The organism is Roseiflexus castenholzii DSM 13941, assembly GCF_000017805.1.
GTDB classification, from domain to species: domain Bacteria; phylum Chloroflexota; class Chloroflexia; order Chloroflexales; family Roseiflexaceae; genus Roseiflexus; species Roseiflexus castenholzii.
On record NC_009767.1, the window covers coordinates 4,961,768 to 4,977,057 of the forward strand.

General features: G+C 61.6%; 18 protein-coding genes. 2 read left to right on the forward strand and 16 right to left on the reverse strand.

All coding sequences use genetic code 11. The annotated features are described in order from the left end of the window. Positions 1-169: 169 nt before the first annotated feature. Together RCAS_RS19655 and RCAS_RS19660 are read left to right on the forward strand one after the other, a co-directional pair. Entirely contained in the window at positions 170-763 is a 594-nt protein-coding gene (locus RCAS_RS19655) for a Uma2 family endonuclease (protein WP_012122251.1), read from the forward strand. A 196-nt stretch (positions 764-959) separates the two neighbouring features. Then, the gene (locus RCAS_RS19660) at positions 960-1,553 is read left to right on the forward strand and encodes a Uma2 family endonuclease (RefSeq protein WP_012122252.1); all 594 of its coding nucleotides are present in this window, start codon (positions 960-962) and stop codon (positions 1,551-1,553) included. A gap of 9 nt (positions 1,554-1,562) precedes the next feature. Here RCAS_RS19660 and RCAS_RS19665 read toward each other — a convergent pair whose 3' ends face one another. The 16 genes from RCAS_RS19665 to RCAS_RS19735 all read right to left on the reverse strand — a co-directional run bounded on the left by RCAS_RS19665 (position 1,563) and on the right by RCAS_RS19735 (position 15,259). Next, on the reverse strand, positions 1,563-2,651 hold the full coding sequence (locus RCAS_RS19665; protein ID WP_012122253.1) for an aromatic ring-hydroxylating oxygenase subunit alpha: 1,089 nt from the start codon (positions 2,649-2,651) through the stop codon (positions 1,563-1,565). Positions 2,652-2,789: 138 nt separating this feature from the next. After that, positions 2,790-3,938: a hypothetical protein gene (locus RCAS_RS19670; protein ID WP_012122254.1), complete on the reverse strand. Its 1,149-nt coding sequence runs from the start codon at positions 3,936-3,938 to the stop codon at positions 2,790-2,792. Then, a complete protein-coding gene (locus RCAS_RS19675) occupies positions 3,935-4,378 on the reverse strand; it encodes a heme-copper oxidase family protein (RefSeq protein ID WP_012122255.1) in 444 nt (147 codons plus the stop codon). The genes RCAS_RS19670 and RCAS_RS19675 overlap by 4 nt, the downstream gene beginning before the upstream one ends. Further along, positions 4,378-4,833: a heme-copper oxidase family protein gene (locus RCAS_RS19680; protein WP_012122256.1), complete on the reverse strand. Its 456-nt coding sequence runs from the start codon at positions 4,831-4,833 to the stop codon at positions 4,378-4,380. The genes RCAS_RS19675 and RCAS_RS19680 overlap by 1 nt, the downstream gene beginning before the upstream one ends. 437 nt (positions 4,834-5,270) lie before the next feature. Beyond that, positions 5,271-6,329, reverse strand: a complete 1,059-nt coding sequence (hypE, locus tag RCAS_RS19685) for a hydrogenase expression/formation protein HypE (RefSeq protein WP_012122257.1) — start codon at positions 6,327-6,329, stop codon at positions 5,271-5,273. Next, entirely contained in the window at positions 6,326-7,441 is a 1,116-nt protein-coding gene (gene hypD, locus RCAS_RS19690) for a hydrogenase formation protein HypD (RefSeq protein ID WP_012122258.1), read from the reverse strand. Before hypD ends, hypE begins: the two co-directional genes overlap by 4 nt. Continuing rightward, entirely contained in the window at positions 7,438-7,707 is a 270-nt protein-coding gene (locus RCAS_RS19695; protein ID WP_012122259.1) for a HypC/HybG/HupF family hydrogenase formation chaperone, read from the reverse strand. The genes hypD and RCAS_RS19695 overlap by 4 nt, the downstream gene beginning before the upstream one ends. A gap of 69 nt (positions 7,708-7,776) precedes the next feature. Continuing rightward, positions 7,777-8,880: an NHL repeat-containing protein gene (locus RCAS_RS19700; protein ID WP_012122260.1), complete on the reverse strand. Its 1,104-nt coding sequence runs from the start codon at positions 8,878-8,880 to the stop codon at positions 7,777-7,779. Between the two features lie 10 nt (positions 8,881-8,890). After that, a complete protein-coding gene (locus RCAS_RS19705) occupies positions 8,891-9,766 on the reverse strand; it encodes a NifU family protein (protein ID WP_012122261.1) in 876 nt (291 codons plus the stop codon). Between the two features lie 23 nt (positions 9,767-9,789). Continuing rightward, complete coding sequence (locus RCAS_RS19710) at positions 9,790-10,158, reverse strand: hypothetical protein (RefSeq protein ID WP_041332189.1); 369 nt, start codon at positions 10,156-10,158, stop codon at positions 9,790-9,792. Between the two features lie 91 nt (positions 10,159-10,249). Continuing rightward, positions 10,250-11,521 carry a tetratricopeptide repeat protein gene (locus tag RCAS_RS19715; RefSeq protein WP_198135963.1) on the reverse strand — a complete coding sequence of 424 codons (1,272 nt, stop codon included), beginning with the start codon at positions 11,519-11,521 and terminating at the stop codon, positions 10,250-10,252. A gap of 13 nt (positions 11,522-11,534) precedes the next feature. Continuing rightward, positions 11,535-11,762, reverse strand: coding sequence for a hypothetical protein (locus tag RCAS_RS24280; RefSeq protein WP_083760348.1), 228 nt, complete (start codon positions 11,760-11,762; stop codon positions 11,535-11,537). Between the two features lie 109 nt (positions 11,763-11,871). Continuing rightward, entirely contained in the window at positions 11,872-12,177 is a 306-nt protein-coding gene (locus RCAS_RS25380; protein WP_012122265.1) for a hypothetical protein, read from the reverse strand. Further along, positions 12,164-12,637, reverse strand: a complete 474-nt coding sequence (locus tag RCAS_RS25385; protein WP_012122266.1) for a hydrogenase maturation protease — start codon at positions 12,635-12,637, stop codon at positions 12,164-12,166. Before RCAS_RS25385 ends, RCAS_RS25380 begins: the two co-directional genes overlap by 14 nt. Beyond that, complete coding sequence (locus RCAS_RS19730; protein ID WP_012122267.1) at positions 12,638-14,260, reverse strand: nickel-dependent hydrogenase large subunit; 1,623 nt, start codon at positions 14,258-14,260, stop codon at positions 12,638-12,640. It lies immediately after the preceding gene. A 27-nt stretch (positions 14,261-14,287) separates the two neighbouring features. Then, a complete protein-coding gene (locus RCAS_RS19735; protein ID WP_012122268.1) occupies positions 14,288-15,259 on the reverse strand; it encodes an NADH-quinone oxidoreductase subunit B family protein in 972 nt (323 codons plus the stop codon). Positions 15,260-15,290: the final 31 nt, after the last annotated feature.

The window sequence follows — 15,290 nt, forward strand, 5'->3', positions numbered from 1 at the left end:
TGCCCGCTCTGCTCATGCGTGCTGTCCGCCCTTAAAGGGTCCCCGCCAGGGATGCCCTTTCACCGCCTCGTCCGCCTCCACAACGCAACAGCAGCGCCGTGGGACTGTCGCGGCGTGCTACAATATTCGCTGAACATGCTGGCGGGTTCCATGACGGGGTGTGGCGCCTATGACGATTGATGTTCTTCCTGTGGCCGGAACGGTTTCTCACCTGCCGCCGCCTCCCGGCGGACGCTGGACGGTGGCGGATTATGAGCGCCTGCCGGACGATGGGCAGCGCTATGAATTGATCGACGGAGACCTGCGTATGGCGCCCGCTCCAAACACGGATCATCAGGCGGCGGCGTTGCGTATCGCGCACTATCTCTTTACGCTCGTCGAAATCGCAGGGCATGGGCGGGTCTTCGCAGCACCCATTGATGTTGAACTCAGCCCGACCACGATTGTGCAGCCGGATGTCGTGGTGCTGCTCCACGGCGGCGCAGCGGCGATTACGTCGCAACGTATCGTCGGACCACCCGACCTGGTGGTGGAAGTTGTGTCGCCGGGCACCGCCAGTTACGACCGGCGCGAGAAGCGCGACCTGTACGCTGCCGCCGGGGTGCGCGAGTACTGGATCGCCGATCCAGGGCATCGCGCCGTCGAACTGCTCACCCTGGAGGGCAGGGGCTATCGTGCCGAGCACGTCTACCTGGGGCAGGCGATCATCCCCAGCGCCGTCGTGCCCGGCTGGACCGTGGCGACTGACCTGCTGTTCGGGTAATACCAATGACGATTGACGGTGCCGCATGCGTGTCATTCCGAGCCCTTCGCTTCGCTCAGGGTAAACGCAGCGCGGAATCTGAGCGGGTCGCGCACGACCCCTCGCGCTGCGCGGGGTGACCATGCCGGATGGTCACAGGTAATTGGCATCAGGGACGCCAGCGCGTATACAACGAAAGCAGCAAACGAGGACGCCTATGACGATTGATGTTCTTCCTGTGGCCGGAACGGTTTCTCACCTGCCGCCGCCTCCCGGCGGACGCTGGACGGTGGCGGATTATGAGCGCCTGCCGGACGATGGGCAGCGCTATGAATTGATCGACGGAGACCTGCGTATGGCGCCTGCGCCCAATCCCGACCATCAACATGTGAGCGGTCTGATCTTCTACTACCTGATGCAGTATGTCCAGATGTCCGGGCGTGGGCGGGTCTTCGCAGCACCCATTGATGTTGAACTCAGCCCGACCACGATTGTGCAGCCGGATGTCGTGGTGCTGCTCCACGGCGGCGCAGCGGCGATTACGTCGCAACGTATCGTCGGACCACCCGACCTGGTGGTGGAAGTTGTGTCGCCGGGCACCGCCAGTTACGACCGGCGCGAGAAGCGCGACCTGTACGCTGCCGCCGGGGTGCGCGAGTACTGGATCGCCGATCCGGGGCATCGCGCCGTCGAACTGCTCACTCTGGAGGGCAGGGGCTATCGTGCCGAGCACGTCTACCTGGGGCAGGCGATCATCCCCAGCGCCGTCGTGCCCGGCTGGACCGTGGCGACTGACCTGCTGTTCGGGTAAGGGGTGTGTTCAGGCGCGTTGCAGATACTCGGCAAGCAGCCCATGGAAGTGATGCACACCGTTCTCGCGCAACACCGAGAAGCGCCCGACATTGTAGGAACGCGACCGCAGCCGCTTCTGCACCGCCTCGCAAATGTCGATATCTTCCTTCTGCACCACGTCGCTGAACTTGAACGACCGGTGAAACTCTTCGGCAACTTCGGGACGATCCACATCGAGCACGTACCACTCAAAGATCGTCAGTGTGCGTTCGTGACCCAGCGGCAGAATAATGTTGATCTGCAAATTGTCCGGGTAGATATTGAGCATCAGGTTAGGAAAGACCCAGTAATAGAGCGCCTGTGCCGGCGCGCCCTCTTCCAAATGGCGCCGGTAGAGCGAATCGGGGTTCTCGCGGATCGGCGCATGCTGCTTCGAGTAATAGCGAAACGTCTCCACGCGGTACTGCTTATAATCGATTTCTTTGAATAACCCCGGATGCGCAACCGGAATGTGGTACCCTTCCAGATAGTTATCGACGTACACTTTCCAGTTGCAGTTGATCTCATAATCCACCCGCTTGTAGAACCCCATGCGCTCCAGCGGCATGTTGGCAGTCTCTTCGGGAATAGCGCCGAGCATGTCGCGGAGCGGCGGCGCCTGCGGATCGAGATTAACGAACACAAACGGACCCCACGTATCGACCTGCACCGGACGCAACCCGTAGTCTGCCTTATCGAAGTTTTCCACCCCCTCAAACTCCGGCGTCGAGCGGAGCGTCCCGTCGAGGTTGTATGTCCATGCGTGGTAACTGCACTGCAACGTTTTGCGATTGCCACACCCTTCGGCGACCGAACCGGCGCGATGGCGGCAGACGTTGTAGAAAGCGTGCAGGTTCCCGGCAGTGTCGCGGGTGACGACCAGCGGCTCGTTGACCACCGAGCAGGTGAAATAATCGCCGGGGTTGCGCACATGTTCCACCCGGCCGACGAGTTGCCAGGTGCGCCCAAAAATGCGCTCTTCCTCGATTGCCAGCATGGCGGGGTCGATGTACCAGCGCGCCGGAATGGTCGTTGCGCGCGCCAGATCAGGCTCGAACACATAGTCGTTCAGCTGCATAGAGATTGCTCCATTGCGTGGTAGCGGAGAGTTTTCCGGGCACTCTGGAGTTTAATGGATGAGATGGGAGGTTGTCAATATACGTCATTGGCTGGTTCAGGCAGGCAGTTGCCGAGATGGGGAATGAATAACGGAGGTTCATTCCGTCGACCCAACGCGATTCAGGCGAGACGGCGTCTGGCGGCCCTGCCAGACACTGAGCGCAGTCAACCCAAGAAAGAGCATGATCGCCGTTGCGTTCAACATCCCGCCCCAGCGCCGCACGTCTCCCAATCCTGCCAGGTCGCCGCCGATGCGCATGAGGAGCGACAGGTGCAGCAACACCAGCGGCACATAACTCCAGACGCCGAAACGCACCGGCAGGTTCAGCAATGCAGGAATGATAATCGGTGCGTGGCCAAAGATCATGGCGAAGACGAAGCCGACGAACAGTGCATGGAGCAACGCATCGTAGCGCGGACCAGCATACAACGCGCCGGAGATCAGCGCAATCATGCCGCCAATGATGAGCCATCCGCTTCCCGAGAGGATGCAGACGGCGCTGAAACGCGGCAGACCAGGACGGCGCAAGGTACGGCGGGCAACGTCGTATTGCAACAACCACGCGCCCAGCGCCAGAAAACCAGCGCCTGCGACCCGCATGCCCGCGTCCATGGCGATCCCTGCCAGTATCAAACCGCTCAACAGTGCGCCTATTCCTGCCGCAAACCACCACAACGCTTGCGAAGGAAGATTGCGAAGACGACCTAATTCCAACCGTTCGCCAAGAATGGTCAGAATGAGAAATCCAGCCCACCAGAGCGACGCCAGCGCCAGTGGTCGTCCGGCGAGCCAGAAGAGATTGCCGCCAAGCCACACGGTGGCGCCAAGCGCCATGGTGACGGTAAAGCGCGCCGGTTGGCGTTGAGCGATCAACCCAAAGATCGCCAGCAGCACCAGGCTGCCGCCGGTCACCAGGAGCGCCGCCAGGCTGACGGGTGCGCCGATCAGCATAGCGATGCCACCAATAAACGTGAGACCAGGACCGACAAATGCCCAACCGCGCCCAAGCGCCACTGCCCGTTCCAGCCCAATGACCGTGCCAAGCATGCCGCAGACGAACAGTGGTCCGTGAAGCAGCGCCAGTTGACCGTGTAGTGTGGGAAGCGCCCACCCCATGCGCATTAACCCCGACCAGATGCCACCGATCAACAGACTGACCACGCCCACCGCCAGTGCGATACGAACCACCGGCATCAGGCGCGATGTCCATGGCTGCGAAAGGGCGCCGTCAATGGCACGTTTCATGTCATCCTCGCAGGAACTGCGCCGAATGGCCGGATTCGTCGCCAACCATGCCCGATGAACGCTGCAATACCGGCGACGAAGAGCACACCGGCAACCGGCAACATCCAGGCAATGCGTTCACGCCCAACCATCCCGGCAAACGGCGCCGAGAGGGTTGCCAGCAGAACGCCGCCGTTGAGCGCACCGTAACAGACCCAGGCAAGCCACAGCGCACCACGTGTTCCGGCGGCATCCAGACGCGGCAAGATCCAGATCGCCACCCCACACGCGAACTGTACCGTCCAACCCAGCAGCATCAGATGCACATGCCCGGCGCGCAATGTCCAGAACCAGGACCAGAGATGCAATCCCTTGTCTGCCAGCAGCATACCGCCAACAAACGCACCAAGCGCCAGGTGTATCAGCGCTGTGCGGATCATGAAGACGCTGACTCGTGGCATCAGTCACCCCCCCCCATACGCGAACGGTTCATCTCAGGTCGTCTGCGAACCCGGGGCCAGAGTGCGATCGCCAGAAACCAGACAGCACAGACCTGAAGGATAGCGGAAACTGCCAGCGTCCACGCTGACCAGGTGTGTGGTTCTATGGCGTGCATCGGCTCTGCCACCGCGCGCAATACCAACCCGCCGTTCAAAGCGCCATACGCGATCCAGCCGAGACGTTCGTCGCCGCGCGGACGGTCGCGCGAGAGGACGGGAAACATCCAGAGCGCCACACCGCCGATCAACTGCGTCGCCCAGCCGACCATGAGCAGGTGGTAATAGACGGGGAGGAGCAGACCGATGCGCGGGTGAAACGGCAACCCGGCGTTGATCAGCAGCAATGCACCAACAAGAACACTGATCAACAACTGAACGAAGGCGGTTTTGACATACACACGCGCCTGACGGTGCATCCATCCACCTCTGCGATACCTGATACGAACTTGCAGTCAGTCAGACAAGATGTTCAAGCGCCCGGTTCGCAAGGCGCAACAGTCACTACGCACGAGCAGTCCGGTGTCGTGAACGCATGACTGCGCAGTGGCATCAGCAACCCCGACAGGGCTTTCATGTCCTTAGCGAGGGCTTTCGCCCGCAGCGCCCCGGCGTCCCGCTGCGCAGATCTCCGGCAGTATTGTGCGAATAACCACGCATGCGTATGACATCATCACGAGTGTAGCGTGTGACAATGAGCGAAGACAGCGACTTTTGTCGCACAGGAGTCGTGTTCGGTGGAAGAAGGATCCAAAGTCCCTCGGTCGCCATGCGAACGAGCGGAACGAGGTGCGAGGGCAGCCACAGCCCCGCGCCTCTGGGAATCTGGAGGAGTGGTTTTGCCGCGTAGAAAGGATCAGCAAATCCGCGGCAACTGTTCGCCAACCATCATATCGACAATGCGCGTCCCGCCAATGCCGGTGCGCGCCGCCACCAACCCCGGATGGTCAGCGGTGACACGCCCAATGATGGCGGCCTGCCGTCCCAACGGATGCGCGCGCATGCGCGCCAACAGGCGTTCGGCGTCGGAAGCAGGCGCAATCGCAATCAGTTTCCCCTCGTTCGCCACATAGAGCGGGTCCATGCCGAGCAATTCGCATGCAGCGCGCACAGCGTCCTGCACCGGCAGGTTACGCTCGTCGATCACAATACCGACCTGTGAGGCACGCGCGATTTCGTTGAGCGCCGACGCCACTCCGCCGCGCGTCGGATCACGCAGGACGTGGATATTGCGCGTTTCGTCCAGCAGATCGGCGACCAGCCCGTTGAGCGGCGCAGTGTCGGATTCGACGGTTGCGCCAAACTCAAGCCCTTCGCGCACGCTGAGAATGGCAATGCCGTGATCGCCAATCGTGCCGCTGACGATGATCGCATCCCCCGGTTGCGCCCGCGTCGGTCCAATGTCGATCCCCTCCGGCACAATGCCAAAGCCGCTGGTGTTGATATAGACGCCGTCGCCATGCCCACGATCGACGACTTTGGTATCACCGGCCACAAGGGTGACACCGGCGCGGCGCGCAGCCACACCCATACTGTGCGCAATTGCGGCGAGTTGATCGAGCGGCAGCCCTTCTTCCAGAATGAATCCGGCGCTGAGGACAAGCGGCTGCGCGCCGCGCATGGCGATGTCGTTAATCGTGCCGTTGACCGCCAGTTCGCCGATGTTGCCACCGGGAAAGAAGAGGGGCCGCACGACGAACGAGTCGGTCGAAAACGCCAGGTGCGCCCCGCCAACCGCAATGAGCGCCGCATCTCCCATATCGACTGCACCTGAATCCGCAAATGCTGGCAGAAACAGATGCTCGACCAGTTCCGCCGAGAGTTTACCGCCGCCGCCATGCCCCATCACGATGTTCGGGTGATCGCGCAACGGCAACGGACAAGACCATCCCTCGAAGTTCAGTCCTTCGCTCATCGCGCGACTCCCACCTCTTCAGCCTTGATGAACCGTCCGTACTGATAGTACGCAGCGCATGCCCCTTCGCTCGACACCATCGTTGCGCCAAGGGGCGTGCGCGGGGTGCATTCCTTGCCGAACGCCGGGCACTGATTGGGCTTGAGCATACCCTGAAGCACCTCACCGCTGCGGCAGATTGGCGACTCGCGCGTCTGAATGTCGCCAACCGCGAAGCGCGCCTCGGCGTCGTAGGCGCGGTAGGCGTTGCGCAGGCGCCAACCGCTCTGCGGGATAACGCCGATGCCGCGCCATGCCCGGTCGGTCACCTCAAAGACCTCAGACAGCACCTGTTGCGCCGCGACGTTCCCTTCCGGTCGCACGGCACGCTCATAGGCGTTGTCGAGTTCGGCGCGTCCCGCTTCCAGTTGCAGAACGACGCGGCGGATCCCTTCCAGTACGTCGAGCGGCTCGAAACCGGTGACAACAATTGGCACATGGTACCGTTCAACCAGCGGCCGGTACTGCCAGGTGCCCATCACGCTGCACACATGCCCGGCTGCCAGGAATCCTTGCACACGGTTCGTCGGCGACTCCATGATGGCGGAGATGGCGGGTGGCACCAGCACGTGCGACACCAGCATCGAAAAATTGCGCAATCCCAGGCGGTGCGCCTGCAACACTGCCATTGCGTTGGCGGGAGCAGTCGTCTCGAAACCAATGCCAAAGAAGACCACCTCACGGTCGGGGTGCTGCTGCGCCAGGCGCACGGCATCGAGCGGTGAATACACCACACGCACATCACCGCCTTCGCTCTTGACGCGGAACAGGTCTTTCGCACTCCCCGGCACGCGCAGCATATCGCCAAACGAACAGAAAATAACGTTGGGACGGGAAGCGATTGCCAGCGCCTTGTCGATAATCTCCAGCGGCGTCACGCACACCGGGCAGCCAGGACCGTGGATCAGCTCAATCGCTTCTGGCAACAGTTGATCGATTCCGTTGCGGATAATCGAATGCGTCTGCCCGCCGCACACTTCCATGATCGCCCAGGGGCGCGTCGTGATGCGACGAATCTCGGCAAAAAGCCGCTGCGCCAGATCCGGGTCGCGATATTCGTCCAGGTACTTCATGCCGCTTCCTCCTCCGCCGCGTTGGAGCGCAACTCTTCGTCGAGCAAGCCGATACTCTGGAACAGCGCCAGTGTCTCCAATGCCGACTGCTCATCAAGACGCGTGATGGCAAATCCGACATGGACAATCGTATAGTCGCCAACGGTGATGTCGGGCAGGTATGCCAGGCAGACATCCTTGACAATGCCGTTGAAATCGACTTTCCCCATACGAATGCCGTTCATGTCATAGATTTCTTTGACCTGACCAGGAATGCCGAGACACATGGCGCCACCCTTTCACGATACACAGTTCTCTAGTTACACAATTGCGGGTGATAAGCCGGAAGAAGGGCGTCAGACGCTGATATCCCATATGATAACACGATTATTGCCCGAATCGGCAATCGCCAAACGATGGTTGTGACAGGATATACCATAGGGCCAGCAGAGGGTATCGCGCTCGACCGCCTGCCAGCGATTTTCGCCGTTGCCGGCAAAATCCGGCTGCCCGATGACCATATCGGCGGGCAGAAACACGCCTGCACGCGGCAACGTGTGCCACATCAGCACCCGATTATTGGCAGTATCAGCGACGATCAGCCTGCCGGATGCGCACGCGACCGCATACGGGAAGCGGAGTGCGGAAGGTCCCGGTGGCGTGTGGGGCATCTCCCACGCGCTCTGAAAGTCGCGTTGACCGAGCGCCAGGCACGCCGGTGTATCGCGCGCGGGGATTGGCGTCCAGCCGAGCACACGGTGGTTGCCGGCATCGGCGACATACAGGGTTGTGCCATTGCCGGCAATCGCGTGGGGCCAGCGAAACGAACATGGCGACGGCCCTTCGCCACGATTTTCGGCATGGCTGCACTCGTCGTTCTGACCCAGCACCAGGTCGGGCGGCTGTCTGTCTTCAGGAATACTGTTCCAACTGAGGACGCGGCGGTTGCCGGTATCGGCGACGTAAAAACGACCGGCAACCCATCCGATTCCGTAGGGCCAATAGAATCCACACCCTGTGACGCCGCCGCCACGATTCGGCTCGCATTCGTCCAGGTCCGCCTGCCCGATGACCCTATCCGGCGGAGCGTTCGAGGTCTCAGGAACGCGATTCCACACCAGAATGCGGTGGTTCCACGAATCGGCGACGCACAACCGTCCATCGATCACCATCACACCGGTCGGCAGGTGCATCCCGTGCCGCGAGCCGCGCCCGGCAGCCTGCGGTCCCTCGCTGTAGAAATCGGGTTGTCCCAGCACCACATCAGCCGGCTGTCCGTCCCGATCAGGGATGCGATGCCAGATGAGCACGCGATGGTTGCCGGAATCCGCGACAATCAGCGTCTGATCATCGAGATAGACGCCACGTGGTGCGTACAACTGCGACGGCGTCGGGTCGGCAGGGGGAAGCGTCAATGCACCAGGCGAACGCGCGCCGATCCAGACGAGTGGGCGCACCATCGCTTTCCTCCTATCCCTGCGTCGGGCGCACCCAGATGCGTCCCTGTTCGACGCGCAGCGGGAACGGCTCCAATTGCGCTTGCGGCACAGTCAGGCATTCGCCGCTGCTGGCGTCGTAGCAGAAACCGTGCCATGGGCAGGTAAGTGTGCCACTTTCGGGATCGAGCAACCCGCCGTTGAGCGGCAGCCCTTGATGCGCACAGGCATTGCGAAAGGCGCTCAACCGTCCGTCGAGATTGATAATCAGAATGTCCGCATGATCGGTTTCCAGACGGCGCATTGCGCCGGGAGGCACATCGCTCGCCGGCGGACCGGCGACCCATCCGGCGAGCGGGTCACGCACGCCGATGCTTTCAGGCATGATCAGCGCCGGGACCGCGCCGGCGGCGACCACCTGCACACCGACAATTTCGGGCACATTGGCGCGCAGCGCGGCTTCGATTTCGTTGCGCAGCGTCACCGCCGAGAGCGAACATCCGTTGCAACTGCCGTGGAGCCGGACGTAGACCACATTCTCGCGCACTTCGACAAGTTCGACATCGCCGCCGTGCGAGCGGATGTAGGGGCGCGCTGCGTCGAGCACACGCGAGACGCGCGCGACGATGTTCGGGCGCACGATCTCGTGGCGCGCGAAGAGCGTATAGATGAGCGGATCATCGACCAGATCGAAGAGGAGTTCTTTGCCGCGCGGATCGTCCTTCAGGCGGCGCACGATGCGGGTGAGCGCCTCTTTGTGGAAGGTTTCAATGGCGCGTTGCAGTTCGAGCGCACACTCACGCGCCTGATCATCCAGTTTGCCCACCGCCGCTATTGCCTGCTCGATACGCAGCGCCAGCCGCTCCAGTGCGTCGATGGCAGTATCGTGGCCGTTGAGTGGTGTCGTCATAGCAGATGCTCACGTCTCAGATTTCACGGTTCTTCCATCGTTGCGCCGGACATCTCCAGCGCTTCTTCGGTTTTGGCGGCGAGCAGATCGGCGAATGCGCGCACCGCCATGTGTTCAATCATGGTCCCGATGGCGCCCGGCTGCGGCGCCACGATCTCACGGCGCACGAGCGCCTGAAGAATGAAGCATGCGCCGGCGGGATTGTCGAGCAGAAAATCGCGCAGAAATGTCCGCACAAATGTATCGAGCCAAATCCCTTCGCCCTGCGGATCGGCGCGCAGTTGCGTCAGCGCCGCTTCGTATCCGCCACAACGGTGCGTGATCCGCTCGACGAACCGCTCGATGGCGATGCCGAGCAACAGATCAAACTGAAGACGCTGATATGCTTCCATACCTGAATTCTCGCGCGATGCCTGACGCCGCAGACTGCGGAATACGAACGCTGCCTTTGCAGACCGGCTCAGGTCACAGCGGATGATTCGCTCAATAACCATTCTCGCCTGCTGGCGCGCGCCGCAGCGCCGGGGCTGTCGCTTCGCCCTTGCGTGATCCTGCTTCCTGCCGCGCGATCTCTTCCAGAACCTCATCGACGCCAGCGATGGCATCGGCATCCTGGCACACGGCAAACAGGCGCCGCGCTTCGCTCAACTGCTGACGCGCACGCGCAAAGTCTCCCAAATGCGCCAGCGCATTCCCCTGATTGGCGAGAACCCGCGCATATCCTGCCGGATCGTGGCGCAGGTCGCGGGTCGCCAGCAGATCGTCGTACAGGCCAACCGCCTCGATCAAATGGTCGCGCAGGTTCGCCGATGGCAGGTATTGGAGCGCATTCGCCAGGTTGAGTTGAGTGCGGCGCCAGAGATCGGGATGTGTGTCACGGGTGTAGATCGTCAGCGCTTCGCGCAGCGCCTGCACTGCAATCCCTTTCCGCAACTGATCGCTGGCTTCGGTCAGGGGCATTGCCAGGTAGACCAGCGCCAGGTTATTCTGCGCCAGCGCGTAGAGTTCGGGCGCTGTCTCGCGGGTGTAGAAGCGTAGCGCTTCCTGGTAGCATTTGCTCGCCTCGAGGAGCATGGCGCGCCGTCCTTCAGCGCGTTCCTGGTAGAGCATACCCAGCCGCAACGCCAGATGCGCGCGCACATCGGGCAGGCTGTACAACCCGATCAGATCCAGCGCGTCGTGGAGCGACCGGATTGCAGCATCGGCATCATCATCGAGCACCTGCATCTCTGCCAGATCGCCGAGCAATTGCGCAGCAAACAGCGGCGATATGTCGCGCACTTCGGCGACAGCCTGCTGCAACATCGCGCAGGCGACCTCGCGTTGGTCGGTCTCCAGCGCATGTGCGGCGTGCGCAGCAAGAATGCACGCCGCCACTTCGCCGCTACACCCTACCGGCTCCGGCGGTCGGTCGATCATGCCGGTGGTATACGCAACAAGGTCGAGAAGTGCGTGAAGTTCACCATCGAGTTCAGAGCGCAATCGAGCGTAATCTGACGGTTCGCTACGCAGCACGAAGCGGTTGTAACACGCTTCGGGGGATGGATCGCGCTCCAGCGCCTGCCATGCTCCATCCGCGTCGCCCGCGAGCGCCTGCGCGTAAAAGCGCAGTGGGTCTGGCATGGCATCCGGCACACGTCCGGTCAACAGTGATGCGCACAGGTCAGCGCCGCCGTCCACTGCCGGTATGACCAGATACCCGGCAGGAAGCGGGAAGATGCCGAGCGGCTGCGGATGGAGCAGTCGGTGCGTCATACTCATTCTCGCGCTACAATCCTTCGTCTCGAAACGGCTTATCACGCATGGCGCCACGGCGATACATATCGGCTGCAATCTCCGCCAATCTCCTGGTTCGGTGAGCACTGATCCGATGACGGCGAACACCGTCGGGAAAGGCGACCTCCAGATAGACGATCCACTGCCCTTGCTCGTAGCCGATGAGCGTTGCAACCCCCAATGGCGTGTCTGGATGGTCGGATGGGTCCTCAGGTCTCACAGTCGTGCGCCATTTCCGTTACTCTTCACGCTGCTCCTAGGGATGCGCGGGCAGTGCGTCTGCATGCCGGTTCTCGCGTTCAACAGTCAACGCCTTCCCCTGCCGCCGATCAGGATAACCCTGCACCCTCATCTCTGAGTGCAACCCGTACCATGCCGCGTTCGTCGTCCCAATGCGCCGCCCGCCAGCCGGGGAGCGTGCCCGGCGGCAGCACATCCCAGATCAGCACGCTGCGGTCTCCCTGCCGGTTGCGCTGTTTGAGCAACAACCCTCCCGCTGCCGCTCCGCGCGTCGGCAACAGCCATAGTTCCCCATCACGCACCATTGCGACCAGCGCATCGTTCGGGAAGTAGCGCTGCGCCAGATCGGCGGGGAGATGAAGATACCCTTTCTCGGTCACTTCAACAGACAGCATCAATTGTATCGAGGGTTGTAGCGAGCGACTGCGCCAGTTCCTCCATTCGCGCCTGCACCGCAGGGCTCAATGGCGCACCATGATCGAAGCACTCGCCTTCAATGAGAAACACGGTAATATCGCGTGGATAGGCATCCTTCAACAGCCAACGCCCAAATGCCAACGCATGGTCCCAGCGGAAAGCGTGGAGATTGATCCCTTCCAGCGGTGGCAACTGCTCGAGTTGATCCCCCGGCACACGGTAGAGCGTGCCGGGGGATGCACCGGTGCGGCAGGCATCCACGATGATCACCCGGTCCGCACCACGCATCTGGAATGCCACATCCATACCCGCCGTTCCACCATCCGCCACGCGGACGCCTTCCGGCAGTCCGATCTCCCACAACCGGCGAATGAGAATCGGACCAACGCCATCGTCGCCGCGCAACAGATTACCACATCCGATGATCAGCGTCTTCATCTACCCCGTCTCACCAATCCGATAGACACCGATCTCCTTGCCGGTCTTCGAGTCGTAGGCGTGAACGGTGCAGACCAGGCAAGAGTCGAAACTGCGCGCCACGTGCCCCAGTTCCACCGGATCACCGGGATCGTGAATGGTCGTGCCAAGGTATGCCTGCTCCATTGGACCATTGACATTCCGGCTGTCGCGCGGGCCGATATTCCAGGCAGTTGGCGTCACCACCTGATAATTGGCGATTTTGCCGTTCTCCAGCACGATCCAGTCGGCAAGCGCCCCACGGGCCGCCTCGGTGGCACCGAAGCCTCTGCCGAACTCGTGCTCGACCGGCTTGATATAGAAGCGATCATGGAGATCGAGTTCGCCGAGCCATTCACGAACGTTCTTGTACAGTTTGGCTTCCTCGTGCAGCCGCGCCAGGACGCGCACCAGCACGCTTGGTCCTTTTTTGGCGATAATATCGGAGAAGAGCGGATCGACATCCTGCCACTCTTCGCCTGGTTTTCCTGCGACAACCTGACGCGCCAGCGGACCAACTTCGAGCGGCACAGAGCCGAGACCGTCCACATCATACCGCGGCGCCTTCGCCCAGGTGTATTTGCCCTGACGCTTGGCGTCCGCCGGATCAATGGGTTCAGTTCGTCCCTCAAAGGGATGGAGCAAGCCGCTGCCCTGGTAGAACGAGAAAGTATGATCCTCGCGCACCCGCGCCTGATCGAACTCGTAGTGCTTCCCGCCGGCATAGATGCCGGAACGCTGGATGAGCGCCGCATTGCGCCCTTCGATGGTGGGACGGTTGTACTTCTCGTGGTGCAGGTAGGTGCCCATCGCCAGATAGTTGCCACACCCGGCGCCGAACCGGTCCAACCCGATCTCCAACCCAAACCGCAGGAAGAAACCCAGGTCGGAATTGTGCTGCGACTCATTCTCATCGACCCACGCCAGCACATCTTCCCACGTCTTGATCTCCAGCCAGCGATCAACGGAACACCCCAGGAAGCGCGATTCGAGCCAGTTATGGCGGAACTCCTCAAGAATAGCGATTGAACGGGTAACGTCGGAGAGGGTCGGACCGCACATCACCCCGCCGGGAATCATGAAACTGGAGTGAGGCCACTGCCCGCCGAAAATGGCGTAGATCTCGACCGGCTTCGCCGAGAGGGTCACACCGCGCTCATACGACTCACCGACCAGCGGCGCAAAGCGGCGCACGGCTTCATCGTACCCCTTCGCCTTTGCATAACGCCGATTCGTCAGATCGATAGCGAAGAGCGCGTAGAACCAGCGCGGCACGCTCTGCAACGTTTCGCACGCCTGCGCAATGTTGCGCACCAGCAGCGCATTTGGCGGCAGTTCTGTGCGCCAGGCGACATCCAGAGCAAAGGCGGATTTGTACAGATGGCTGCCGCCACAGATGCCACAGATGCGCGGCGTCACGATCAACCCTGCCTGCGGGTCTTTTCCTTTCAGAATCATCTCAAAGCCGCGAAACATGCCGGCTTCCGTCCATGCCTGCGTCACGACCCCATCCTCCACGGTGACGCGCAGATCCAGGTCGCCTTCCACGCGCCCCAGCGGACTTACGTGGAGATCCATGCGTTTTGTGTTCACAGTCGCAGTCATTGCGCTTTCTCCTCTGGAACGTGACGGTCAGACGACGAACATATCTTCTTTCGCCCACTGAGGCGCAGCGACGCGCGCAGCGGCAGCAAGCCCCATGTAACTGATTGGATCGAGACCGGCGGGCATGTCCTTCGGGATCGTGCCGCTGATCTTCTGTGTCTTAAACACCGTGCCAGGCGCCAGGTCGAAGAAGGGAAACTCCGGTTCGGTGCAGCCGGTGCAGGGCATGCCGGCGCGCGTCTTGCTCGACTGGCGGTTCCAGAGGATGCGGTTGCACGGCGAGCGCGTCATCGGTCCGCGGCAACCGAACTCGTAGAATAGACACCCCTTGCGCGTACCCTGGCCGAACTCCAGCGTCGATTGCTTGTACTCAAAGTATTGATTGCGAGTGCAACCGGTCTGCGTGAAACTGGTGAAGAAGGTCTTCGGGCGATTGAGTTCGTCGAGCGCAATATCGTGCGCGCGCCCGGTCGCCAGCGCCACAACGATCTGAGTGATCCAGTCAGGATGCGCCGGACATCCGGGGATATTGATGACCGGCAGACCCAGTTTCGAGCGGAAATCTTTTCCCAGAAAGCCGCCGGCTTCGCGCCGCAGAAATTGGAGACCAATCGAGTCGGATGGGTTGGGAGCGACTGCCGGAATGCCGCCCCAACAGGCGCAGTCGCCAATGGCGACGACGATGCCCGCCTGCGGTGCAAGCATCTGCACCCATTCCAACATCGGGCGCTCGGCGAACATGTTGTAGCGCCCGGTTCCATTCGGCGCTCGAATGACCGTCCCCTCGAACACGAAAATGTCCAGTGGTTTTTCGCCGCGCGCCAGTGCGTGGAACAGCGCCTGCGCCTGTTCGCCCAGTTCCATACCGAGCGACGGGTGCCAGAGAAACTCAATGCCGAAGTCGGTCAACAGATCGCAGACCGTAGGTTCCTCGGCGTTGAGAAACGACATGGTATTCCCGCTGCATGCGCCGCCCTGGAACCATAACAGAGTTGCCATACCGCCATCCTTCCAGTCTTGTGCAAAACGT